Raw genomic sequence first — 24,205 nt, forward strand, 5'->3', positions numbered from 1 at the left:
CCACAAGATATAATCATTAAATATTTTAAAAATTATGGGCGGATTTATTTTAGTGCCAGTGCTGATTGTTGGATTATTTATACTATTGGCAAGTTTTTTTACCGTAAAGCAGCAGACCGCGGCAGTAGTAGAACGTTTTGGAAAGTTTCAAAGTATACGAAATTCGGGTTTACAGTTGAAAATACCCTTAATTGACCGTATTGCTGGGCGAATTAATTTGAAAATTCAGCAATTGGATGTAATTGTTGAGACCAAAACAAAAGATGATGTTTTTGTGCGCTTAAAAATTTCAGTACAATTCCAAGTTTTAAAATTGAAGGTTTACGATGCTTTTTACAAACTTGAAAATCCGCATGACCAGATAACCTCGTACGTTTTTGATGTGGTACGGGCCGAAGTTCCAAAGATGAAATTGGACGATGTGTTTGAAAGAAAAGACGATATTGCCATAGCCGTTAAAGCTGAATTGAATGAAGCAATGAGCGAATATGGCTATGATATAATCAAAACCCTTGTAACGGATATTGATCCTGATATTCAAGTGAAAGCAGCAATGAACCGTATAAATGCTGCAGAAAGGGAAAAAGTAGCTGCTGAATATGAAGCAGAGGCAGAACGAATTAAAATTGTTGCAAAAGCCCGTGCAGAAGCTGAAAGCAAGCGTTTACAGGGGCAAGGTATTGCAGACCAGCGTCGTGAAATTGCACGCGGTTTGGAGGAAAGTGTAGATGTTTTAAACAATGTGGGTATCAACTCACAGGAAGCTTCGGCATTGATTGTAGTTACACAGCATTATGATACACTGCAATCCATCGGCGAGGAAACAAATACAAATCTCATTCTTTTACCAAACTCTCCACAGGCTGGCAGTGACATGCTCAACAATATGATTGCTTCGTTTGTAGCCAGTAATCAAATTGGTGAACAGATGAAAAAACAGAACGTGGAAAAAGGAATAATACCTAAAAAGAGACCTAAGCGCCAAGCACCACCACGTCCGGAAGAAGGTGAAGATTTGAATTATTAATTTAATTCAGGAATTACTGTAATAAAAAACGCGCCAATCAAAATTGATTGGCGCGTTTTTTATTTTTTTCGTTTACTATAAATGGATTAGATTATCAATCATCTTCATAGTCTTTTTTCTTAACGGGCTTTATTCCTATTAATTTATCCACAACTTTTAGAACAAAAGCTTTTTTAAGAATAGAACCGACAGTGCTGGCTATGATATTGATGGGAGAAAAGGTTTCATTCAAGGTTTCTTTACTCTGGTTTAACCCTAATTTTACCTCTTCAAGATCAATTTGTGACTTAAGCCGTAGATATTTCAAATCTCTATCTATTTCTTCAAAAGTAGTATATCGTTTCATAAATATTAATTTGAAATTTTCTCGTTTTGAATTTTTTCTTCGGAAAGCGTTTCTTGATATTCGTTTAATTCATTTTCAGTAGCAACTTTAGGCTCCAAATCATTTTCGTCATACAAAAGACCTGAAAACTTGTACAACAAATTGCGCTCAATTATTTTTCTTCCAAAAATGAACATGAATATAAGAATGATGCCGTAAAATGCACCTATCAATAAAAAGCCAACATACATATGTTCAAAAAAGGTTCCTAGCCAATAAGCTGCGCCTATTGAAAGAAAGAGCATTACAAATAAGGAAAGGCTCCCGTAAACTAATAAGTTTACCAAAGACACCGCACCTTTCATAGTAGATTTAAACAGGCGGAGTTTATAATACTCCGCCATGCTTACACTATAATCTTCTATTCTGTCGGTTACTTTATGGAGGCTCTCTTTTAGGCTACTAAATGCCATATTACGAAGTTACTTTTTTTGCTGTCGCTTTAGCCTTATTGGTTTGAGTGTCTATCTGTAATTTAGCGTTTTGCTTTCTCAAAGCTTCTAATTTATCTTCCATTGCCAAAAGAATATCATCGGCCTTGTAGCTTGCGGAAGATAGGGTTTCATTTAGTTTTTGTTCAAAACTAATTTTTGCTCGCTGCGCTCTGTCACTAAGCGTACTGCTGGTTTCCTGAATTTGTTTGTTCAGTTTCTTTTGTGCTTTTTTAGCTTCCTTGCTAAGTTTATCTCTTGTTTTTGAACCTTTATCCGGAGCGTAGAGAATTCCTATTCCGGCTCCAATAGCTGCTCCGGTTAATAATGCAAGTAATGTTTGACCTGTATTTGATGCCATTATTCTATGTTTTTATTGGTTAATAATATCAAAGGTACGTATACACTTTCCGCATTGCTGTTAACAACCGGTTAATAGTTATTTTTCAATCTATAAAGTTGTCTTAAAAAGATAAAATTATAGCCAATTTCTCTTAAAAAAAGGAGTATTTTTTAAAGTAAATGTTAATTATTCGGCTAATTTAGCCCAAGAGTCACGTAAAGGAACCGTGCGGTTAAATACAATTTTTTCTGAAGTAGAATCCTTATCAACCACAAAATATCCCAAACGTTGAAACTGAAACTTATCTTCGGGGTTTGCGTCTTTAATACTCGGTTCAGCATATCCTGTTATTACTTCCAAAGAATTAGGGTTTATAAATTCCATAAAATCCTTTTCTTTATTGGTATCTGGTGAAGCTTCTGTAAAGAGACGGTCGTAAAGCCGAACTTCAACAGGTAGGGCATATGATGCGGCAACCCAGTGAAGTGTTCCTTTTACTTTTCGTAATGATGCTTCTGAGCCACTACCTGACTTGCTATCGGGATCGTAGGTACAATGTATTTCAGTAATATTGCCTTCAGAATCCTTTACTACACTTTCGCCTTTTATGATATAGGCATTTTTTAAACGCACCTCTTTTCCAAGGGTCAATCTAAAAAACTTACGGTTTGCTTCCTCAAGAAAATCTTCTCTTTCAATTAACAGTTCTTTTGAAAAAGGAACTTCGCGACTTCCGGCAGTTTCATCCTCTTGATTGTTTTCAGCTTCAAGCCACTCGGTTTTTCCTTCGGGATAATTGTCAATTATCAACTTTACAGGATCCAAAACCACCATGATTCGCGGTGCAATCTTGTTCAAATCCTCACGAACGTTGAATTCAAGATGCGAAACATCTATTAAATTTTCACGTTTTCCCACGCCAATGCTGTCTGCAAAATTCTTAATTGAATCCGGCGTATAACCTCTTCGACGCAGCCCGGAAATAGTGGGCATTCGCGGATCGTCCCATCCTGTAACAACGCCGCTGCTTACCAGCTGTGCAAGTTTTCGTTTGCTCACAACGGTATGACTTAAATTTCTACGGGCAAATTCGCGCTGTTTTGGACGCAATTTCTTGGGATCGACCACTTGGTCCAAAAACCAATCGTAAAGCTCTCTATGCGGCAGAAATTCAAGTGTACAAAACGAATGCGATACTTGTTCAATGTAATCGCTTTCGCCGTGGGTCCAATCGTACATTGGGAATATTTTCCAATCAGTTCCCGTACGGTGGTGGTGTTTAAAAAGCGATCGGTACATAACCGGGTCGCGCATCAACATATTGGGCGATTCCATATTTATTTTTGCACGCAGCACATGCTCGCCTTCCTTTGTTTCGCCATTTTTCATCTTTTCAAGCAAATCCAGATTTTCTTCAACCGAACGGTTTCTGAAAGGACTCGGCTTTCCGGGAGTGTTGGGCGTTCCTTTTTGTTCCGCAATCGCTTCGGAAGTTTGGGAATCAACATAGGCTTTCCCGTCCTTAACCATTTGAATTGCCCAATCATACAGCTGCTGAAAATAATCAGAAGCATAGCATTCCGTAGCCCATTCATAGCCCAACCAAGAAATATCACGCTTTATGGCATCAACAAATTCCTGCTCTTCCTTTGCGGGGTTTGTATCGTCAAAACGAAGGTTTACGGGAGCATTATATCTTTCGCCCAAACCGAAATTCAAACATATGGATGAAGCGTGGCCAATGTGCAGGTAACCATTGGGCTCTGGTGGAAAACGAAAACACAATTCTTCTTTTTTGTATCCTTTGGAAAGGTCTTCCTCAATGATGTGTTCTATAAAATTCAGCGGCGCGGCTTCGTTATTCATATGGTAAATTTTTTAAGCGGTACAAAGGTAACCAATTAAGTGAAAAAGAAGTTGTCCAAAAAAAGGTTTCGACTGTGCCTAAACCTATATTCTCTTTTATCTTTGCTAAAAATTAGTTTTATGGGAACCATTCGTTTAAAAAACATAAAAATCTACGCTTTTCACGGATGTTTGTTGGAGGAAGGACAAATAGGTTCTGATTATTTGGTAAATCTTTCAGTAAAGGCAGATTTAAAAAACGCTTCCGATACAGATAATCTTGCAGATACTGTGGATTATGTTTTGTTGCAAAAAATTGTTGTGGAAGAAATGGAATTGCGTTCCAAGCTTTTGGAACACGTTGCAAAACGAATAATCGATTCTATTTTTTTAAAAGTTGAAATGGTTACACACGTGAAAGTAAGCGTTGCCAAAAAGAATCCGCCCATTGGTGGCGATGTGGCAGAAGTGAGCGTAACGATGAAAAGGAAACGGTAATTTGTTTTTTAAATAGGATTTTTAAGTATAATTTTTTTTACATTTGCAAGCCTAATAGGGTATCGTGGCCGAGTGGCTAGGCTCAGCTCTGCAAAAGCTGCTACAGCGGTTCGAATCCGCTCGATACCTCTAAAAACCTTCAACAAAACGTTGAAGGTTTTTTTAATACTTAATATTCTAAGAATGCGTAAATTAGCTATACTCCCAATAATTTGTTCTTTATTTATTGCCTGCACAACATATACAATTCCGGTAGAAAGTTTTCGGGAGCAAATGATGAAGGAAACTTCAGAAACTATGAAACAGGTGAAGATTGATAATCCTCTGTTTTATAGAAATATAAAATACAACTCCAACAACATTAAACGAATCATTGTTACAGAAAAAGATGGTAAACGTACTTATTTAGACAATTCTCCCTCAATAGAAATGCGGGTTACACAGGTTAATGGTAAAAAATATCATTTTTATTTTGACACCGTTATTCTGGAAAATGATACTTTAAAAGGTAGCCGCGCGCGGTTGGCAAAAGGTTTTGACCGTGAAATACCCTTGGATAGTATAGTAACAATTGAAGTTCAGGATGGTGGAAAAAATTATAAATACAAATAGTTTTATAAAGGTTCCTCTACGGGCGGAATGGGTTTTTCAGTTTGTTCTTGCTGTCCCGGTATCCTTTCAAGCCCTGCTTCTACTCCCTTTGGAAAAATACCTTGGATAAGCAATAAAACTCCAAATCCCAGTATTAAAATACTTACCCATTTTTTTGTTCTGAAAATGAAACGAGGGGTCATTTTGTTTTTAAGTTTTTTAGCCAATACCATTTTCAAAAGATCCGTCAAAAAGAATGTTGCCAACACTGTTGAAATAAAAAGAAAAACGCCATTATCTGAAGTGGTAAGTGCGTTTGCCATAATCAAAGTACCTATCCAGCCCGCCAAAACACCGAAGTTTACAAAATTCAAAAGAAAGCCTTTTAGGAATAATCCGCCTAGGTTTTTTTTCACTTTTACGGCGTAATGCTCCCTGACAATCTTAAAAATTGATTTGTTGGTGCGTATGTATGAAATGATACCGTAAGCTATGAGGATTGCACCCCCAAAAATAAGTAGTCCCGGATCGTGTTTTACTTTTTCAAGAATTCTACTAGTACTGAAAAAAGCTATTATAATGAAAATTATATCGGCAAAAATAGCTCCGAGATCAAAAAAAATTGCTGCCTTAATACCTTTTGTAATAGCAGTTTCAATCAGTGTGAAAAACACTGGGCCGACTGCAAAAGCCAATAAAAATCCGTAAAATGCCGCGTAGGGTAATCCGTCAAACATAGTGAGGTAAAAATACAAATTACTTTTACCCTATTACTCTAAAAAATTAATTTTCACCTTTAACTATTTCAATTTTTCCGCCTGCAAATTTCTTCTTTTTCACATTTTTCGGATTTCCGTAAACTTTTATATTTCCACCCGCTGTAACCTTAGCTTCAATTTTCTCTGAGCAGTAAATTGTTACTGCACCGCCCGCTGTTACGGTAACATAAGATTCCTGAGAAATAAGCTCTTCAGCATCATAAACACCTCCAGAATTGATGTTAATATCTTGTTTTTGTGAAGCTCCCTTGGCTTTAATTACCCCTCCAGAAACAGATTTAACTTCAAGATTTTCACTAGCAACTATTACGCTTATTTTACCACCTTCCTGGGCTTTAAGTTCAAGTGAAGATTCTTTTATTTCAGTTTCAGAATAAATTTCAGATCCTTCATTTGCATCAATAATTGAAATATTCGTAAAGTAAAGGGTAACTGTTGTAGCATCTCCATCAAAATGTTCCTCAAGTTCCATTCTAATCTTTAAAACTCCATTGTCGTTTATGGTTTTTACAAACTCTGTATTCTCACCTTCCACAACTACTTTATTTTCGTCGGAAGGAACAAGTTTCACGGTAATAAGATCGTAAACTTTCAATTCACTGAAATCACCAACTTCAGTAGTGTGCTGCGAAAAAGAAATAGCTGACACACAAAGTATTGCAATAAAAATTAGATTTTTCATCTATATAAAATTTTAGTTTTTATAATCCTTTCGATGCCCAAGCATTGTAAAATCAAGATGTTTCTTCACTAAATCTGCATTCTTCACTTTTACATAAACTTCATCACCTAATTGATAAGCGTTTTTGGTGCGCTGGCCAATTACTGCATATTCATCTCTGTCAAATTCGTAACGGTCGTCGCTTAAATCCTGCAAACGGACCATACCTTCGCATTTATTCTGAATAATTTCTACATAGATCCCCCATTCGGTAACTCCTGAAATTACTCCCAAAAATTCCTGGTCTTGGTGATCCTGCATATACTTCACCTGCATATACTTGATGCTATCGCGTTCTGCATTGGTGGCGAGATTTTCCATATCGCTGCTGTGGCCGCATTTTTCTTCGTATTCCTCTTCCTTGGCAGATTTTCCGCCATCCAAATAATGCTGAAGCAATCGATGCACCATTACATCGGGATAACGACGGATTGGCGAAGTGAAATGTGTGTAATAATCAAACGCGAGACCGTAATGGCCAATGTTATGCGTGGTATACATTGCCTTGCTCATACTGCGGATGGCGAGCGTATCAATTAAATTCTGCTCTTTTTTGCCCTGTACATCCTTTAAAAGTTTGTTCATGGATTGGGCGGTGGAATGGCGATCCTTGGTGTTCAGTTTATAGCCGAAACGTTTGATAATATTTTCCAAAGCGGCAATCTTTTCGTCGTCCGGTTCGTCGTGAACTCTGTAAACAAACGTCTTTTTAGGTTCCTGTTTTCCTATGAATTCGGCAACACTTCTGTTTGCCAAAAGCATAAATTCCTCAATCAGTTTGTTCGCATCTTTGCTTTCCTTGAAATAAACTCCTTCGGGATTGTTATTTTCATCGAGAATGAATTTCACTTCCACTTTATCAAAAGAAATTGCGCCGGCGCGCATACGCTTGGTTCGCAACGTTTTTGCAAGACGGTCCATTTCCAGAATGGCCTCGGCAATTTCTGGTTTAACCGTATATTCCTTATCGGTGATTGAAATTTTTGAGGGAATTGTATGTGTTTCATCCTTCGAATTTTCAATAATATGCTGCGCCTCTTCATAAGCAAAACGGGCATCACTGTACGTTACGGTTCTTCCAAACCATTGTTTTTTAACCTCTGCCTTTGGGGTTATTTCGAAAACTGCGGAAAAAGTATATTTTTCCTCATTTGGGCGAAGGGAACAAGCGTTGTTTGAAAGGATTTCCGGAAGCATTGGCACTACTCTATCTACTAAATACACTGAAGTTGCACGTTCATAAGCTTCATCATCTAGTTCTGTTCCAGGTTTTAAATAATGCGAAACATCTGCAATGTGGATTCCGATTTCGTAATTGCCATTTTCAAGTTTTTCAAAAGAAAGCGCATCGTCAAAATCCTTTGCGTCCTTTGGATCTATCGTAAATGTGAGCACGTCGCGCATATCGCGACGCTTTTTTATTTCAGAAGCTTTTATTGAAGTATCAATTTTATTGGCAAAATCCTCCACTTCCTTTGGAAATTCATACGGAAGACCATATTGCGCAAGTATAGAATGGATTTCTGTATTATGCTCTCCAGGCATTCCGAGAACTTTAAGAACGCTTCCAGTTGGTGAATCGGCCTTTTCGGGCCAATCTTCCATGGCTACTAAAACCTTTTCACCATTTTTTGCACCGTTTATTTTATTCTTCGGCACAAAAATATCTGTGTACATTTTATAATCGGTAACGTCAACAAATGCAAAGTTTTCCTGCACTTGGATGGTACCGACGAATTCTGTTCGTTTTCTTTCTATAATCTTCGTTACTTCACCTTCCGTCTTTCCACCTTTTTTACGCTTAAAAACATATACTTCAACAATGTCGCCGTTTAAGGCTTTATTTAGGTTTTTGCTTTTCACATAAATATCGTCCTCTAAATCCTCAACGATTATATAACCTTGGCCACGGCCTGCTATATCTACTTTTCCGGTGTAATAATTTTGCGAAGGGGTAAGTATATATTTGCCACGTTCAATTTCTTGGATGCTACCCTTGCCCTGCAGATCCTTTAGTTTTTTTACAATTTGGTTTCTGCTGCTGGGATCGTCCAATTGCAATTTTGCGGCAATTTGCTTGTAGTTGAAAGCTTGTGAATGATCTTTCCGAAGAATGTTCAGTATGGTTTGGGAAAGATTTTCAATTTTATTGTTTTTCTTTTTTCGTTTATGTCTTGGCATAGTTGTTTTTGTAATTAGCGTAAAAGTACTACTTCTCAAAGAATGACGTGTTTACATTAGGAAAGATTTAGTACCTTGGGAAGGGTTAATAGGTTATTAAGTTAATAGTTATTAGCTGCATTTCTAAATAACTTAGTAACTTAATAACTTCTGTTTAAAAATGAAGCACTTTAAGACCATAGCTATCTTTCAATATCCTGCAGAATACGCGGTGCTTCAGCTATTGTTCGACCAGGCAGAGATCCGCTATTTTTTTCAAAATGAAACTAATGATCAGTGTTTTTCCTTTCTATTCCAACGCTATTGGTGGAATTCGCCTGCAAGTACATATTGACGACATTGAAGAAGCAGCGGAAATTATCAAAAATCTGGACCATCCTTCCAACTTGAAAATAGTTTAAGAAATATCAAAAATTCATTTCAGCAAAATTTATTGTTATCAACATATAATTATACATCATTTCTTTTTTTTAAATTTTTAAAATAAAAAATGGTGATGATTATAGGGTGTTAATATGTGGAATAACTTTTTTGAGTTTTGTTTTGAAATCAATTTATCGCCTTTTAATAAAACGTTGTTAACATAAATTTAAGATTTAAAAGCCTTGAAAATAATGGAATAGCAATAGTAGTTAACAACGGTTAACAACCTATTTTGACAACCTAAATCTTATAAGTTTTTATGGAAATGTTGTTTGAAACGAAAGAAATGCTGCTAATAAATTACACGTAAAAAATGAATTAAATTTTTGGTATTCTGCAAATTTTAAACCTATTGTAAATAATCCCCGAACGTGCAATTTTAATTGTCGGTTTTCCGCAAACAAATATCAACAATGTTGTTAACCAAATTATGAACCCACCGTTAAGAAATCGTTATTAATTGAAAATCAATAGGCAATGAACACAGTTGCTGCTATAATTATACATGTATTTCTACTTAAATAAATACACGATGTTTTATCTTTGAAAAAAATTAGCATCATGAAAATCTCCATCGGCAACGACCACGCAGGCACAGAGTATAAATTTGAAATCGTTTCCTTTCTTGAAAAAGAAGGCCATACAGTTATTAACCACGGAACCGATAGCGAAGCAAGTGTAGATTATCCAGATTTTGTACATCCCGTTGCGGCAGATGTTGAAAACGGAAAAGTAGATTTTGGTATCATAATCTGCGGCAGCGGAAACGGTGCAAATATGACCGCCAATAAACACCAAAAAGTGCGTTCCGCCCTTTGTTGGACCAAAGAAATTACCGAGCTCGCCCGTCAGCACAACGACGCCAATGTTTTGAGTATTCCCGCACGTTTCACCAGCAAACCACAAGCTGTTGAAATGGTGAAGACTTTTCTAAAAACCGAATTTGAAGGCGGCCGCCACAAAAATCGCGTTGAAAAAATAGCCTGTTCCTAATTATTAAAAATGGCTCACAACCACGCACATTCCCATAACGATTCGCATAGGCATTCGCACCCAGATTTGAAAGGAAGAAAGCTATTACTTTCCATTCTTTTAAATATTGGTATTACAGTTGCGCAAGCAATTGGAGGCGTAATTTCTGGGAGTCTATCATTACTTTCAGATGCACTTCATAATTTCAGTGATGTACTTTCTTTAATTGTAAGTTACATTGCCGACAGATATTCAAAAAAAGATGCTTCCGTAGAAAAAACCTTCGGTTACAAACGCGCTGAAATTATTGCCGCTTTCGTAAACTCTGCTACTTTGATTATAGTTGCAATTTACCTTATTTACGAAGCTATCCTTCGTTTTTTCAATCCCCAGGCCATTGAAAGCGGCTTGGTAATCTGGCTCGCTATTTTAGGAATTTTCTTTAACGGTTTTAGTGTTTTGTTGCTTTTTAAAGACTCTAAAAGCAATATGAACATGCGCTCGGCCTATTTGCATTTGCTTACCGATATGGCAGCATCGGTCGCCGTTTTGATTGGTGGTTTGCTTATGAAATATTTTGAATGGTTTTGGGTAGATAGCCTTTTGACCGTTTTGATAGCGCTCTACTTATTGATAATGGGTTATGATTTGTTGAAAAGCTCTTTCAAGGTTTTGATGCTTTTCACGCCCGATGACTTAAATTTGGAAGTAATAAACAAAGCTGTTTGTACAATCCCGGAGATAAAGAATATGCACCATATTCACATTTGGCAACTGAATGAACAGGAAACCCATTTGGAAGCGCATATCGATTTTTATGAAGACGTCACCCTTTCAGAGTTTGATGCCGTGTTGATAAAGGTTGAAGAATTACTGTATCACGACTTTGGAATAAACCACGTAACCATCCAACCGGAACACCAAAAAGACGATCCAAAAGATATTATTGTTCAGGATTGATTTTATTTAAAATGCTATGGAAATTGAAGTAAAGAATTTTGAAGAATTAAGCACGAATGAATTGTACGCTATTTTACAATTGCGAAGCGAAGTGTTTGTGGTGGAGCAGGATTGCGTCTATCAAGATATTGATGGAAAAGACGAACGCGCCTTACATATTATGGGTTGGGAAAACGGTATTTTAGTTGCTTACACACGCTGTTTTCAAGCTGGCGATTATTTTGACGAAGCCTCAATTGGAAGGGTTTTGGTGCGCGAGAACTACCGAAAAATGGGCTATGGCCACGCAATTACCAAAGCATCAATAGAAGCCATTAAAACAAATTTTAAAGCCGATAAAATAAAGATATCGGCTCAAGTGTATTTAGTTATTTTTTATGAAAGCCATGGTTTTAAAACCTTTGGCGATCGCTACATGGAAGATGGCATCCCACACATCGCGATGCTTAGAGCTTAATTAAGTTCTTTTCAAGATTAAGATCTTTAAGCATTTCATCCGTGAATTTATAATGTCCACGACGGGTAATGATTTTGAAACGCTGGTTACGCATGCGCGTTAATGTATCCAAAAACTGCCATTTCGATTTTAGCAAGCGCGGTTTTTCAGATTTTAGGCTTATTTCAAAATAATGCTTAATTCCCGCACGATCCGCTACTATGTCTGGCGTAATAACTACATCGCTATCTTTTTTGTGATAGGATTTTGGAGTTTCATAACCTTCCACATCGGCCTGGATGTGTTCAAAACCCCGGTTCTCTAAATAGGCCACAGATTCCTTTAGAATCTCCTTGTTTTCGTCTCTGTCTACTTTTACCATAACTGCTAAAGTACGAAAATATTGATAAACAGGCAGTTAAGGTTTTGTTAAGTGAAATTTAGCAGTGTTAATTTTCTTTTATGTAGAAATTCTTAGCAGCTTTCATTCAAACGGGCATTGTTTCGAAGAGGGTTAGGAAGGATTGCATGATTTTTCTTGTAAGAAATTCAGTTTCTTAGTTTGATTTCTTCTTTAGTAGCTTGAAATTCTTGAAAGGCTAGTTTTAAATCTTTTATTTGTCCATAAAGATTATTCCAGGGTTCAGCGTTTATTCTATAAGTTTGAATAATTTTTCCTAAACTAGATTTATATTTTATGATTAAACCTTTGTAGAAATCTATTTCAATAATTTGATCCAAATTTATACTTAATTCTTTTTGACCCATTAGAATTGAATAATATGATATAATTACCTCTTCATCAGAATTATTAATTTCTAAAATAATTTTTTCATTTTTAAGTAATGAATAAATAGGGTAAATTGAAAGTAAAATTATCAAATACCAATCAATATTTTTTGAAACCAAATAATAAAAAATCACTAAAAAACACACATACTTTAAGAATGTAAAAACTATCCAAAGTCTATGGTTTTTTATTAAATGTTTATTCATGGTAATTGTATTAATTTACTTCAAAATCTTAGTATATCGCCCAGAATCATTCAAAACAGCAACCGCCTCCAAAATCTCCGGATTGTGCTCAATTTGGTAATTATACAAACCTTCGCGATAAAAATAACGCTTTAAAATTTCATCGGTCAGTAAGGATTCTATTTCCACTTTTTTGTCGACAATAGCCTTATCCTTAGCAGCGTCTATTGCCGCCATAAGTTGGTTGTAGCTCGCTGAAATATCTTTGCCCATATCATCTTCTTCAGAGATTTTTAAACCTTCGGCAAACTTCTTTTCGGTCTCGGTTTCGTATTCAAAATTGTTTTCCTTCAAAAACTTCAGAAAATCCTGAAAGTCTGCTTCAGTAAATTTGAAGTTCTTCCAATCCGTCATTTGATGGCTGTAATAAAATTTGGTAGCATAATCAAAAATGGCGTTGTCCCTTAATAAAGCTGTGGTAATTGGGCTAAAAACAGCCGATTTCAATTCCACATCGGGAAGGATTCCGCCACCGTCATAAACCGTTCTGCCGCCTTTGGTTTTAAAAGCGTTGTACTCTTTGGCATCTTTCCGCAGTGGGTCGCCATTTTCATCGCGGTGCCAGTAATCCAAAGCTTGTATGCAACGTCCGCTGGGTGTGTAATAGCGGGAAATGGTAACTTTCAGCTGAGTTCCGTAGGTCAATTTTTTTGGACGCTGTACGAGGCCTTTTCCGAAACTTCGTGCCCCCACAATCACGGCGCGGTCCAAATCCTGCAATCCGCCCGAAACAATTTCACTGGCGGAGGCACTTCTTCCATTTACTAAAACTACGAGGGGAATTTCAGTATCTACGGGGTCGCTTTTGGTTTTATAGGTTTGATTATACTTTTCAATAACCGATTTTGTCGTGGTAATTACTTCGCCTTTATCTACAAAAAGGTTTACCACATTTATGGCTTCATTCAATAAACCTCCTGGATTTCCGCGTAAATCCAAGATGATTTTTTTTGCGCCTTGCGATTTTAAATCAACCAGCGCAGCTTTGGTCTCAATAGTAGTTTTTCGGTTGAATTGTGAAAGAACAATGTATCCAATATCGTTATTTATCAATTTGTAAAACGGAACCGCTTTAAGGTCTACGGCCCCTCTGGTGATGGTTGCAGTTGCAGTTTTCCCTTGTCTTTTATAGGTTACATCAACGGTTGAGCCGGGTGCGCCTTTTAACAATTCGCCGGCATCGTCTTCCAAATCTGCAATATTTATGTTGCCGATTTTTATTATTTCGTCCCCAGCCTTTAAACCGGCTTTATCGGCCGGATAATCTTGGTAGGGTTCAACGATAATAATTTTATCTTTTCTACTTTGTGCGGTTGCACCAATGCCAGTATAAATGCCGGAATTGTTGATTTTGGCATCCTCTACCTGTTGTTCGTTCCAATACACCGTGTATGGATCCAAATCTTCTAACATTCCTTTAATGGCTTTGTCCATAAGGGTTGCGGGCGTTACTTCGTCCACGTAATTCATGTTCAATTCCTTGAAAAGTGTGGTAAAGATTTCAATCTGCTTTGCAATTTCAAAAAAGTCACTTTTGAAACTTACGGTAGTAAAAAATATACCGACAGCGATGATGGGAACTATTATTCTTTTTTTCATCATTTTAGGTTAATGGGTTATTAGTTATTGAGTTATTAAGAGTTTATGGTTAAAAACTTAGTAACCCAATAACTAAATAACTTTTTAATTTTTCTTTCTTCTCTTCAGAAATATACGAAGAATGATAACAACAATTATTGCAACGAGGAATAAAGGCCAAAGGTATAAAATGCCCAGGAAAAATACCGAAATACCGTTCCAACCCCCTTGCAGCGCGTTTTTCATTTTTTGCCCGTAAGATTGGGTGATGCCTGTTTCCGCAGTGGTTTTGTAAAACTCAATATTTACCGTGCTCATTGAAACCTTGTTTTCAAGATACTGTAAGCGACCCTGTTTTGCTTCAATTTCCTCACGAATGTTGGAAAGTTCGCGTTCTATTTCAAGCATTTCCTTAACGTTATTTGCTTTTTTAAGCAATTCTAGGTAGCGGTCTTCCAGCGTGCGTTTTGCTTTTAAACGCGCTTGTAGATCCACAAATTCTTCGGAAACATCCTGTCGGGAAATATCACGTTGATCAAAATAGTCAACCCCTTCGGAAATACCGTCAATAAACTTTTGAAAATTTTCAGTCGGTACGCGAATTGTTAAATATTTATAAATTCGGTTGTAATCTTTTCCACTGTTGTCGTTTTGCACCAAGCCTTTGTTCTGTGAAGCCAGTTGTAGGATTTTCTTATGTGTTGCTTCCACATCCTTTGTTTCAAAAGCCAAACGGGCTGTTTTGATTATTTTTTGTTCACTTTCTTCAGATGAAGGTGGTGGAACAAGTTGCTGTGTTACTACGGCTTCTTCGGCCATATCCATTTCCGCCATAGCAGAACCTGCTTCGTAATTTTTGTTGGAACTTCCGTTTGAACATCCCAAAACGAACAATAAAAGTAAAGTGCTAATTGTTTTCATCCCGTAATTTTTTAAGCAGCTTTACCATTGCTTTTTCAAGTTCGGTGTACTGCGGTTTAACTTTTCCTAAAAAAAGAAAGAGCATCACAAATTTCTTGCCGTGAATTTCATCAAGTAAGTGTTTGTTAAGCCGATAGGCTTCGCGAAGCTGTCTTTTTACGCGGTTTCGATCCACAGCCGATTTAAAATTTCTCTTTGGTACAGCAAAAGCAGCGAGATTTGATTCAAGGTTTGTCTTCGGAAGAAAAAGTACTTTTATTGGAAATTTGGAATGTGTTTTCCCTTCCAAAAACAAATTTTCAATTGTTTTAGAGCTTTTAAGCTTTTGGCTTTTGGGAAATTTTTGGTTCACACTGTAAATATATAAAAAGACCCCGCAGGATTTAGCACTTGCGAGGTCTCTTTGAAAAAAGGAAAGTAAAGATTATCGTTTTTCCCAAATATTGTTTTCAGGATTAATATCTGCCATTCTTCGCGTGGCGTCAATCATCATATTTTTTACTTTTTTTTCATTCTTTATTTCAAAGGAATACGTGGGATATGCCCAAGCCCAATCCGTCAAAACAGTGCGTTTTAAATCGGTAAATGGGTTTGGTTTTTCACCCCACATCATTCGCAATGGGATGTAAAACAATTCTTGTGTACCGTCTTCATAGGTTACGTAAAGGTCTATAGGCATTGGCATTAAGCCAATTCTTTCTAAAGTTACTTTAGTGTTTTCCCCTTCACTTTCTACAGATTTTATTCCGTAATCGATAGTATTGGTAGTCTGCGCCCAATCCGTTAAGTACCAATCCAATTCAAAACCAGAAACCTTTTCCGCGGTGCGGATAAAATCATTTGGTGTTGGGTGCTTAAATTTGAAATCTGAATAATAACGCTTCAATGTTTTTGAAAGATTTTCAGGCCCGATAATGTATCCCAATTGCGTTAAAAATACTGAGCCTTTGCTGTATGCATTTATACCATAAGAGCGGTTGCTGGCGTACCTATCTGCGTGGGTGCTTAATGGCTGTTCTGCCCCGCTTGTAGCCATATAAAAATAACTTCTGTACGAACCAGCATGTGGATTTGGCTTGTTTTCTTCCATCACATAATTCATAGCTTCATCTGAAATATAGGATGTAAAACCTTCATCCATCCATTCGTGTTTGCTCTCGTTAGTAGCCAAAACAAATTGAAACCACGAATGCGCCAGCTCATGAGCGGTTACGCCTACAAGACTTCCAAACTCACGCTTTCCAGTAATCATCGTGCTCATGGCGTATTCCATTCCGCCGTCACCGCCTTGAATTACAGAATATTGTTCATAGGGATATTCCCCAATTTGCTCATTGAAAAACTCCATCAATGCAGCAGTTTTTGGTTGAAGATTTTTCCAATTCTCGGCAATTTCAGGATCGTTTTTATAAAAGAAATGCAGCTTTACACCATTAGGGCCAGGATATGTGTCGTGTATATATTCATCATCTGCGGCCCAGGCAAAATCGTGTACGTCTGGCGCTAAAAAATGCCAAGTGTATTTTCCTTTTTTGGGTTTCATCCATTTCTGTCCGGGTTCGGTGTAACCGTGACCCACTTCAGCTGGATTTTGAAGATAACCGGTTCCGCCAATTGTATAATCGGCATCAATGGTTATAGTAACGTCAAAATCGCCCCAAACACCGTGAAATTCGCGTGCTATGTACGGATCGGCGTGCCATCCTTCAAAGTCGTATTCTGCAAGTTTTGGGTACCATTGGGTCATAGTCAGTGCAACGCCTTCTGAGCTATCACGTCCTGAACGACGAATTTGTAAGGGAACCTGTGCATCCCATTCCATATTGAAAAGAGTGCTTTCACCTGGCAAAATAGGTTTGTTCAGCATAACCTGCATCACCGTACCTCTAATAGTATAGTTTGCGGCAACGCCATCTTGGGTGAACAGCGTTGGTTTTATGTATCCAATTTCTGAAGGTGATAGTTTTGAAATCCTATCCATCACGCGGCTATCCGGATCTGCGATGGTGCGCGAACGCACGTCCATTTCACTACCCGGCTGAAAAGCATTAAAGTAAAGATGGTAGAAAACCTTATTCAAAGTGTCGGGAGAATTGTTTGTGTATTTCAACTCCTGTGTTCCTTTATATTGAAAGTTTTTTACGTCCACATCGACGTTCATTTTATAATCAACTTGCTGTTGCCAATAGCTGCTATTCTGTGCAAAGGCGGAAAAAAATACAGAAATAAAGAATAAGCTAGTTAAAACATGCCTCATAAGTTAGCCATTTTATCTGCCATAATTAGGGCATTATACATATTCACCATTTTACCCGATTTTGAAATATTCGAGAAAGATTCAGTGTTCGAAGATTCTCCGCCCAAAACAACCTGAGTGTTAATTGAAAGACCGCTATCCATCAAAATTTGTTTTACCTGTTGTGCGGAAAGGTTGGGGTAATAGGAACGAATCATTGCGGCAACGCCTGCAACTTCTGGGGCAGCCATTGAGGTTCCCTGTAAAAATTCATAGGTATTTAAAGGGGTAGTTGCCCAAATTTTAACGCCTGGCGCAAAAACATCCACGTTGGTTTTTCCGTAGTTTGAAAAGTTTGCAACCATTTCGCTTCCATATTTGTAATTAAGAGCTCCAACAGTCAAAAATGAATCTGCCATTTCGGAACCGTTATCAAATTGATCGTTTGGATAAACGTTTACGGTATCTAAATCGAAACCATCGTTTCCGGCTGCATTCACGATTAAAACATCTTTTGAAGCTGCATATTTAATGGCGTCATAAACCCAATCTGCTTGTGGAGAATAATATTTTCCGAAGCTGGTGTTAAGCACTTTTGCACCATTGTCAACCGCATAACGAATGGCCAATGCGATATCTTTATCATATTCATCACCATCGGGTACTGCCCGAATAGCCATAATTTTCACGTTGTTTGCAACACCGTCCATTCCGATGCCGTTGTTGCGCTCTGCTGCAATAATTCCTGCCACGTGGGTTCCGTGTTTTACGTTTTCTTTTGTGGGATCTGGACCGGCCACGTTATTGTCGCCGTAAATATTGTCTGCAATATCTTCAGGATTATCGCCCAAAACGCCCCGAAAATCTTTAGTCATATTGAAATTGTTATCCAATCTATCGGTAAAATACTCAATGCCTCCCTCCAGTTCTTCCAAAACTTCCGGAACCGAATCTGCAAAATTCAGCATTTGGCTAAGCATCGCTATTTGCTGTTGTTCTTGTGGTGATGGGTTTTGTAATGCAGAAAGATCTTCCTTGGTATAATTTTCTTTTCCAAGCTTTTTGACCATTGCCTCATGTGTTGGCTTTAATTGCGAAAGAATCTGCTCGTAACGCGCCTTGTTTGCCGTTATTTCTGAAAACTCCTTCTCATATTCAGCTTTGGCTTTTTGATAAGTTGCATAATTCTCTCGGTCTGCAGCGCTGATTGAAGCTTCACTCTTTCCTTCAAACTTCGGTTTAAATTTTCTGATGATGCGAACGTACTCCATGTTTTCACCAACAATATCTCCTAGAAAATTCCAACCGTGAACATCATCCACAAAACCATTCTTATCATCGTCAATACCATTTCCTGCTATTTCGCCAGGGTTGGTCCACACTACATTTTTAAGGTCTTCGTGGTCAATATCCACACCACTGTCTATTACCCCAACGATAACGATTTCGCCTTTGCGCTTTTTTATGATTTCGCTGTAGGCTTTGTCCACACTCATCCCGGGCACGGTATCTTTTACTAAATCCATTGCCGGCCAGTGCTTTAACTGCTCGTCAGTAAGAGGAGTTGTTTTTAATGGATTGGAATCAATATTTTGAATGGGAGTTGCAATAATAGCGGCTCCGCTTCCGCATCCTGTCAAAACAGTTGACATTGCAACCGCAAATAAGGTAATCTTAAATAGTTTCATTTTAGAAATTATAAGTTAATTAAAAAATTCGTTGAGTGATAACGTTTCGTTTAAACGAACACCTTTATCAGTATTTTGAACCGTTATTATTGGGTTGTGGGCATCGTGTTCAAGAAAGAGGTAAAAATTGTTTTCCGCAGCATTATTAAGAAATTTCTCCTTTTCGGGAAGGGTTAATAAGGGGCGGGTATCATAACCCATCACAAAAGGTAATGGTAAATGGCCGGCTGTAGGAAGCAAATCTGCCATAAAAACCAAGGTTTTCCCTTTGTACTTGATATGCGGAATCATTTGTTTATCTGTATGCCCATCTACAAAAAGGATTCCAAAATCAAGTTCATTCGCTTCTGCATAATCTGAATTGGGCTGTGCAACAAATTTAAGTTGCCCGCTTTCCTGCATCGGCAAAATGTTTTCCTTTAAAAAAGAAGCTTGTTCCCTTCGGTTTGGTTCCGTAGCCCATTGCCAATGGCCTTTGTTGCTCCAGAATGTAGCATTTTTAAAAGCTGGCTCATAGCCTGTACGGTCTTTGTTCCACTGAACACTGCCGCCGCAGTGGTCAAAGTGGAGGTGGGTCATAAAAACATCGGTAATATCATCGCGATGGAAACCATGTTTTTTAAGTGAGTCGTCTATGTTGAAATCTCCCCATCGGTAATAATAACCAAAAAATTTCTCACTTTGCTTGTTACCCATTCCGGTGTCAATCAATGTAAGCCGATTCCCGTTTTCAATAAGAAGACAGCGAGCAGCAATATCTATCATATTATTGGCATCGGCAGGATTGGTCCTGTTCCACAGGGTTTTTGGTACAACGCCAAACATGGCGCCGCCATCAAGTTTAAAATTGCCAGCTTCAATAGGGAATAATTGCATAATATGAAGAAATGAGTCGCAAATTAATAAAAGCGTTACAGACCAAACCCCGAAGAATTAATTAATTATGCTATTTTTAACAAATCATTAATAATCCGGCGGAATTAAATATGCTTAAATTCGCCCAAAACCCAACCATATGGTAGAACTTGCCGGAATTATAATTTTAGGGATATTGGCCCAATGGGTGGCCTGGAAATTCAAGATACCCGCTATTTTACCCCTAATTTTAATCGGTCTTTTTGTTGGCCCTATTTCTACACTTTTTTCTGAAGATGGAACCCAATGGATACAACCTATCTATAGTGATGGCAAAGGTTTATTCCCTGGAGAAAACCTCTTTTATTTTGTTTCCCTAGCCATAGGTATTATTCTTTTTGAAGGCGGATTGACTTTAAGGCGTGGTGAAATTTCAAAAGTAGGGCCGGTAATCGTGAAGCTTATTAGTTTGGGCTCAGTTATTACTTTTTTGGGAGCTGGCGTTGCTGCCTACTACGTTTTTGGCCTTAGTTGGAAAATATCTTTCCTATTTGCTGCTTTGATAATTGTAACCGGCCCAACTGTAATTACTCCTATTTTGAGAAATATTCCATTGAAGAAAGATGTTTCAGCAGTGCTAAAATGGGAAGGAATATTGATAGACCCCATAGGCGCATTGGTAGCGGTATTGGTGTTTGAATTTATTAGTGTTGAGCACGACAGCGGGTACACCAAACAAGCTATTATTGAATTTGGAAAAATTATATTAATAGGCTTTGCCTTTGGTATTTCTGGAGGATATGCACTTTATTTTGCTATTAAAAAGAAATTGATTCCGCACTACCTATTGAATGTAGTTTCGCTGTCGGTTGTATTACTGATTTTTGTAGAAAGCGATCTTTTTGCGCACGAATCAGGTTTGCTTTCGGTCGTAGTAATGGGAATGTTTTTGGGTAATAGTGATCTGCCCAGTTTAAAGGAATTGCTGTATTTTAAGGAATCACTTAGTGTTTTGTTGATCTCAATTTTATTTATCCTTTTGGCTGCAAACATTAGCCTGGATGATCTCTTGCTGGTTTATAATTGGAAAACCGCCATTTTAATGGCAATTGTAATATTCGTTTTAAGACCCTTGGGAGTATTTCTCAGTACCGTTAATTCGTCACTTAAAATAAATGAAAAAATATTCATAAGCTGGGTGGGCCCACGAGGTATCGTAGCAGCGGGTATTGCCTCACTTTTTGGAACTAAATTGGTATTAAAGGGTGAGCCGGGTGCAGAATATATTACTCCATTAGTATTTGCCGTTGTTTTGGTAACAGTTTTGTTGAACGCCACAACCGCAAGACCCGTTGCCTCAATGGTTGGGGTATTCCTAAAAAAATCTGATGGAATTTTGATTGTGGGGGCATCTAAGGTATCAAGACTTATAGCATCTTATCTTCAAAAAAGTGGAAGGCATGTGGTTTTGTTGGATTCAAACAGATTAAATGTGAATAAGGCCAAAGAGCTGGGCCTTGAGGCAATTACTGCAAATATTTATTCAGATGATCTTACGGATAATATTGAGCTGAACGATGTGGGCTATTTGCTTGCCATGACAGGCAATGATGAAATTAATAAGCAGGCTATTAGCCGTTTTGGAAAATATTTTGGAGAAAACGGAACCTTCCGTTTGATGACTTCGGAAGAAATGCGGGAGCGCCAACATCTTTCTGCTCGGGAATTGTTTTCATATACCCACGACTATACCCGGTTTACCGAAGTTGCACACGACTTTCCTTCAATTCAAGAAATTCCCGTGGGAAGTGAAAGCCAATTTTTACGAGTACTAAATATTATTGGTGAAAATGAAAGTGCCATTCCTCTTTTTCTAAAACGCCCTAATGGATTTTTGGATTTAACAACTGCGCCCGACGAACTGGAAGTTGAAGAAGGAAGCGCGTTAGTCTATCTAGGCAAGCCGATGGATTTTGAAGATGTGGCAAATGCAACCAAAACCAAAAAAGAGGTTGCTGCCCCAAAATAATTACTGCTACAAACCGTTTTCAACAAAACCTTTCCAATGAAAAAACTCTTTTTTATTATAGCTATAATCTCAGGATTCACTGTGTTTTCCTGTAAAAAAGACGACGGAAGAGGCTGTACTACCTGCTCTTCTCCTGAAACCACGAGCTTTCAAGTATGTGAGGAAGGTGATGGCAATGCTTCAGTTAACGGACAAAACACGGGAACGCCTTATGATGTCTATGTTTCTGGTTTAGTGGAAGCTGGGGCAAGCTGTAATAATTGAGCTAATTAATCATTAAGCTTTAACACCGCCATAAAAGCTTCCTGCGGAATTTCCACATTGCCCACTTGGCGCATACGTTTCTTTCCTTTTTTCTGCTTTTCCAAAAGTTTTCTCTTACGCGAAATATCGCCACCGTAACATTTTGCTGTAACGTCTTTTCTAAGTGCTTTTACGGTTTCGCGGGCAATAATTTTTGCGCCGATTGCCGCTTGTATTGGAATGTCAAATTGCTGTCTTGGGATTAATTGTCGCAATTTTTCACAAATTTTCTTTCCAATATCATATGCATTATCACGGTGAAGTAAGGCCGAAAGTGCGTCCACAATGTTTCCGTTTAAGAGAACATCTACTTTTACAAGGTGCGACTGGCGCATTCCTATTGGGGAATAGTCAAAAGACGCATAACCTTTGGAAACGGTCTTTAATCTATCATAAAAGTCGAAAACAATTTCCGCCAAAGGCATGTCAAAAGTAAGTTCAACCCTTTCGGTGGTTAAATATGTTTGGTTGGTAATTTCACCTCTTTTTTCAATACAAAGTGACATTACAGAACCGACGAAGTCTGATTTTGTAATGATTGTAGCTTTAATATATGGCTCCTCAACACGGTTGAGCTTTGAAGGATCGGGAAGGTCTGAAGGATTATTAACCAAGATTGGTGTATCCGGTTCTTTGTTTGTATAAGCGTGATAGGAAACGTTTGGAACGGTGGTAATTACCGTCATGTCAAACTCTCTTTCAAGTCTTTCCTGAATAATTTCAAGGTGAAGCATTCCCAAAAATCCACAGCGGAAACCAAAACCAAGTGCAGCAGAACTTTCAGGTATAAAAACCAGCGAAGCATCATTTAGCTGTAGCTTTTCCATGGAGTTTCTCAACTCTTCGTAATCTTCGGTATCCACGGGATATATTCCTGCAAAAACCATGGGTTTTACATCTTCAAAACCTTCAATCATATTGACGGTCGGGTTTTTGGAATCTGTAATTGTATCACCCACTTTTACTTCTTTCGCTTCCTTTATTCCTGTAATAATATAGCCAACATCGCCTGTTTTTACTAGGTCTTTTGGCTGTTGTTTCAGTTTTAGCGTACCCACTTCATCGGCAAAATAACTTTTTCCGGTAGCCATAAACTTGATGTGCTGCCCTTTTCTGATTTCACCGTTAAGAACCCTAAAATAGGTTTCAACGCCCCGAAAAGGATTGTAAACCGAGTCAAATATCAAAGCCTGCAAAGATTCGTCTGGGTTGCCTTTTGGCGGAGGAATACGCTCAATAATGGCACTCAAAATTTCATCTATTCCCAATCCGGTTTTGGCACTTGCCGGAATTACTTCTTCGGCTTTACAGCCCAAAAGATCCACAATATCATCGGTTACCTCCTCAACATTTGCAGATGGAAGATCTACTTTGTTCAAAACTGGAATTATTTCCAAATCGTTTTCCAAAGCTAAATATAAGTTAGAAATGGTCTGCGCCTGTATACTTTGTGCGGCATCTACAATCAACAAAGCACCTTCACAAGCGGCGATGGACCGGGAAACTTCATATGAAAAATCCACGTGACCGGGAGTATCGATTAAATTTAGGGTATATTTTTCACCATTATATACGTAATCCATTTGTATGGCGTGACTTTTAATGGTGATGCCGCGCTCGCGCTCCAAGTCCATATTGTCAAGCAACTGTGCTTGTTTTTCGCGATCGGTCACGGTGCCAGTGGCGTCCAATAGACGGTCTGCCAAGGTACTTTTTCCGTGGTCAATGTGGGCGATGATGCAAAAATTGCGAATGTTCTTCATAAAAATTCCTTCTCGTGCTACAAGTTGCAAATATAGATTAAAAGAGTGATTATATGTGCTATCATTAAAACACTTAAAATAATTGTGTTGAGATTGTTTTTGTTTAATAAATTTTTAACATATTTGTAGTGTAAAGCTGTATTTCAGCTATACAAACTTAGTTTTCTCCCCAGATAAAGAATCATAGTAACGGGTGTCGCCCCAG

At 37.9% G+C, this 24,205-nt stretch carries 25 protein-coding genes and 1 tRNA gene; 10 read left to right on the forward strand and 16 right to left on the reverse strand.

What is annotated here, in order from left to right; all coding sequences use genetic code 11:
- The first annotated feature begins 34 nt into the window (after window positions 1-34).
- The gene (locus AC58DT_RS07855) at window positions 35-1,027 is read left to right on the forward strand and encodes an SPFH domain-containing protein (protein WP_497216320.1); all 993 of its coding nucleotides are present in this window, start codon (window positions 35-37) and stop codon (window positions 1,025-1,027) included.
- 94 nt (window positions 1,028-1,121) lie between these two features.
- On the opposite strand, the gene AC58DT_RS07860 is transcribed toward AC58DT_RS07855, so the two are convergent.
- The 4 genes from AC58DT_RS07860 to AC58DT_RS07875 all read right to left on the reverse strand — a co-directional run bounded on the left by AC58DT_RS07860 (window position 1,122) and on the right by AC58DT_RS07875 (window position 4,052).
- A complete protein-coding gene (locus tag AC58DT_RS07860) occupies window positions 1,122-1,373 on the reverse strand; it encodes a DUF6327 family protein (protein ID WP_045080550.1) in 252 nt (83 codons plus the stop codon).
- Between the two features lie 5 nt (window positions 1,374-1,378).
- Entirely contained in the window at window positions 1,379-1,825 is a 447-nt protein-coding gene (locus tag AC58DT_RS07865) for a phage holin family protein (RefSeq protein WP_497216321.1), read from the reverse strand.
- Between the two features lies 1 nt (window position 1,826).
- Entirely contained in the window at window positions 1,827-2,204 is a 378-nt protein-coding gene (locus AC58DT_RS07870) for a YtxH domain-containing protein (protein ID WP_497216322.1), read from the reverse strand.
- 168 nt (window positions 2,205-2,372) lie between these two features.
- Window positions 2,373-4,052 (reverse strand): glutamine--tRNA ligase/YqeY domain fusion protein, encoded by a 1,680-nt coding sequence (locus AC58DT_RS07875; protein ID WP_497216323.1) that lies wholly within the window; start codon window positions 4,050-4,052, stop codon window positions 2,373-2,375.
- A 120-nt stretch (window positions 4,053-4,172) separates the two neighbouring features.
- On the opposite strand from AC58DT_RS07875, the gene folB reads away from it, so the two are divergent.
- The 3 genes from folB (at window position 4,173) to AC58DT_RS07890 (ending at window position 5,141) form a co-directional block, all read left to right on the forward strand.
- Window positions 4,173-4,529 carry a dihydroneopterin aldolase gene (gene folB, locus AC58DT_RS07880; protein WP_497216324.1) on the forward strand — a complete coding sequence of 119 codons (357 nt, stop codon included), beginning with the start codon at window positions 4,173-4,175 and terminating at the stop codon, window positions 4,527-4,529.
- 58 nt (window positions 4,530-4,587) lie between these two features.
- A tRNA-Cys gene (locus AC58DT_RS07885) sits at window positions 4,588-4,658 on the forward strand.
- 54 nt (window positions 4,659-4,712) lie between these two features.
- Window positions 4,713-5,141, forward strand: a complete 429-nt coding sequence (locus tag AC58DT_RS07890; RefSeq protein ID WP_497216325.1) for a hypothetical protein — start codon at window positions 4,713-4,715, stop codon at window positions 5,139-5,141.
- Window positions 5,142-5,143: 2 nt separating this feature from the next.
- Here the strand turns inward: AC58DT_RS07890 and AC58DT_RS07895 are convergent, their stop codons facing one another.
- Genes AC58DT_RS07895 through rnr form a run of 3 tightly spaced genes read right to left on the reverse strand, consistent with a single transcriptional unit; the run spans window position 5,144 to window position 8,801 of the window.
- On the reverse strand, window positions 5,144-5,857 hold the full coding sequence (locus tag AC58DT_RS07895) for a LysE family translocator (RefSeq protein WP_497216326.1): 714 nt from the start codon (window positions 5,855-5,857) through the stop codon (window positions 5,144-5,146).
- Window positions 5,858-5,903: 46 nt separating this feature from the next.
- Window positions 5,904-6,581, reverse strand: a complete 678-nt coding sequence (locus AC58DT_RS07900; RefSeq protein ID WP_497216327.1) for a head GIN domain-containing protein — start codon at window positions 6,579-6,581, stop codon at window positions 5,904-5,906.
- A 12-nt stretch (window positions 6,582-6,593) separates the two neighbouring features.
- Window positions 6,594-8,801: a ribonuclease R gene (gene rnr, locus AC58DT_RS07905; protein WP_497216328.1), complete on the reverse strand. Its 2,208-nt coding sequence runs from the start codon at window positions 8,799-8,801 to the stop codon at window positions 6,594-6,596.
- 269 nt (window positions 8,802-9,070) lie between these two features.
- On the opposite strand from rnr, the gene AC58DT_RS07910 reads away from it, so the two are divergent.
- From AC58DT_RS07910 to AC58DT_RS07925, 4 genes are all read left to right on the forward strand, one after another.
- Complete coding sequence (locus AC58DT_RS07910; protein ID WP_497216329.1) at window positions 9,071-9,202, forward strand: hypothetical protein; 132 nt, start codon at window positions 9,071-9,073, stop codon at window positions 9,200-9,202.
- A gap of 583 nt (window positions 9,203-9,785) precedes the next feature.
- A complete protein-coding gene (rpiB, locus tag AC58DT_RS07915; protein WP_497216330.1) occupies window positions 9,786-10,217 on the forward strand; it encodes a ribose 5-phosphate isomerase B in 432 nt (143 codons plus the stop codon).
- Between the two features lie 9 nt (window positions 10,218-10,226).
- Window positions 10,227-11,156: a cation diffusion facilitator family transporter gene (locus AC58DT_RS07920; RefSeq protein ID WP_497216331.1), complete on the forward strand. Its 930-nt coding sequence runs from the start codon at window positions 10,227-10,229 to the stop codon at window positions 11,154-11,156.
- A 16-nt stretch (window positions 11,157-11,172) separates the two neighbouring features.
- Window positions 11,173-11,613 (forward strand): GNAT family N-acetyltransferase, encoded by a 441-nt coding sequence (locus AC58DT_RS07925; protein ID WP_497216332.1) that lies wholly within the window; start codon window positions 11,173-11,175, stop codon window positions 11,611-11,613.
- On the opposite strand, the gene AC58DT_RS07930 is transcribed toward AC58DT_RS07925, so the two are convergent.
- From AC58DT_RS07930 to AC58DT_RS07965, 8 genes are all read right to left on the reverse strand, one after another.
- A complete protein-coding gene (locus AC58DT_RS07930; protein WP_497216333.1) occupies window positions 11,603-11,974 on the reverse strand; it encodes a hypothetical protein in 372 nt (123 codons plus the stop codon). The two genes, AC58DT_RS07925 and AC58DT_RS07930, sit on opposite strands and share 11 nt — an antisense overlap.
- A 167-nt stretch (window positions 11,975-12,141) precedes the next feature.
- Entirely contained in the window at window positions 12,142-12,588 is a 447-nt protein-coding gene (locus tag AC58DT_RS07935) for a hypothetical protein (protein WP_497216334.1), read from the reverse strand.
- A gap of 15 nt (window positions 12,589-12,603) precedes the next feature.
- Window positions 12,604-14,226 carry a S41 family peptidase gene (locus AC58DT_RS07940; RefSeq protein ID WP_497216335.1) on the reverse strand — a complete coding sequence of 541 codons (1,623 nt, stop codon included), beginning with the start codon at window positions 14,224-14,226 and terminating at the stop codon, window positions 12,604-12,606.
- A gap of 84 nt (window positions 14,227-14,310) precedes the next feature.
- Window positions 14,311-15,126, reverse strand: coding sequence for a DUF4349 domain-containing protein (locus AC58DT_RS07945; protein ID WP_497216336.1), 816 nt, complete (start codon window positions 15,124-15,126; stop codon window positions 14,311-14,313).
- Window positions 15,113-15,478, reverse strand: a complete 366-nt coding sequence (gene rnpA / locus AC58DT_RS07950; protein ID WP_497216337.1) for a ribonuclease P protein component — start codon at window positions 15,476-15,478, stop codon at window positions 15,113-15,115. The genes AC58DT_RS07945 and rnpA overlap by 14 nt, the downstream gene beginning before the upstream one ends.
- Before the next feature lie 72 nt (window positions 15,479-15,550).
- Window positions 15,551-17,383 (reverse strand): M1 family metallopeptidase, encoded by a 1,833-nt coding sequence (locus tag AC58DT_RS07955; protein WP_497216338.1) that lies wholly within the window; start codon window positions 17,381-17,383, stop codon window positions 15,551-15,553.
- Complete coding sequence (locus AC58DT_RS07960) at window positions 17,380-19,050, reverse strand: S8 family peptidase (RefSeq protein WP_497216339.1); 1,671 nt, start codon at window positions 19,048-19,050, stop codon at window positions 17,380-17,382. Before AC58DT_RS07960 ends, AC58DT_RS07955 begins: the two co-directional genes overlap by 4 nt.
- A 15-nt stretch (window positions 19,051-19,065) precedes the next feature.
- Window positions 19,066-19,926, reverse strand: a complete 861-nt coding sequence (locus tag AC58DT_RS07965; protein WP_497216340.1) for an MBL fold metallo-hydrolase — start codon at window positions 19,924-19,926, stop codon at window positions 19,066-19,068.
- Window positions 19,927-20,065: 139 nt separating this feature from the next.
- Here AC58DT_RS07965 and AC58DT_RS07970 point away from each other — a divergent pair, with 139 nt between their 5' ends.
- Both AC58DT_RS07970 and AC58DT_RS07975 read left to right on the forward strand, forming a co-directional pair.
- A complete protein-coding gene (locus tag AC58DT_RS07970; protein ID WP_497216341.1) occupies window positions 20,066-21,934 on the forward strand; it encodes a cation:proton antiporter in 1,869 nt (622 codons plus the stop codon).
- A gap of 36 nt (window positions 21,935-21,970) precedes the next feature.
- On the forward strand, window positions 21,971-22,198 hold the full coding sequence (locus AC58DT_RS07975) for a hypothetical protein (RefSeq protein ID WP_497216342.1): 228 nt from the start codon (window positions 21,971-21,973) through the stop codon (window positions 22,196-22,198).
- A 5-nt stretch (window positions 22,199-22,203) separates the two neighbouring features.
- On the opposite strand, the gene lepA is transcribed toward AC58DT_RS07975, so the two are convergent.
- A complete protein-coding gene (gene lepA / locus AC58DT_RS07980; protein ID WP_497216343.1) occupies window positions 22,204-24,000 on the reverse strand; it encodes a translation elongation factor 4 in 1,797 nt (598 codons plus the stop codon).
- Window positions 24,001-24,205: the final 205 nt, after the last annotated feature.

This window comes from Aequorivita sp. CRS11 (genome assembly GCF_059693805.1).